Origin of the sequence: Gluconobacter thailandicus F149-1 = NBRC 100600, assembly GCF_000964465.1 — a bacterium.
In the GTDB taxonomy this organism is placed as follows: domain Bacteria; phylum Pseudomonadota; class Alphaproteobacteria; order Acetobacterales; family Acetobacteraceae; genus Gluconobacter; species Gluconobacter thailandicus.
In genome coordinates, this window is record NZ_BANH01000157.1 from 1 (window position 1) to 272 (window position 272).

At 58.5% G+C, this 272-nt stretch carries 1 protein-coding gene; it reads right to left on the reverse strand.

Annotated elements, in window-relative coordinates:
- Positions 1 to 102: 102 nt before the first annotated feature.
- On the reverse strand, positions 103 to 272 hold a 170-nt coding region (locus B7444_RS17550; RefSeq protein ID WP_148424767.1), incomplete at its 5' end, for a helix-turn-helix domain-containing protein.

Here is a 272-nt window from a genome sequence, read left to right on the forward strand (position 1 = left end):
CGCCTCAGAAAAAGGATGGAAATTTTCCCTTCCCTGCGTTGCTGTCTCACGGACAGAACAGGCTCCTTTTACCCACGGCATGCTGCCGTAAAGTCTCCCGCTTCAGGCGGCCTTTCCGGTCTCCATCCTCTCGGTTGTCGCTTCTAAAAGCCGATAGAGTGTTCGGGGTGCAACACCATACCGCCGCGCAACACTGCGCACCGCTTCACCTCCGTTGATGGCCCTGACCGCCTCCTGACGACCTGCCGGACTCATGGCATGACGTCTTCCCA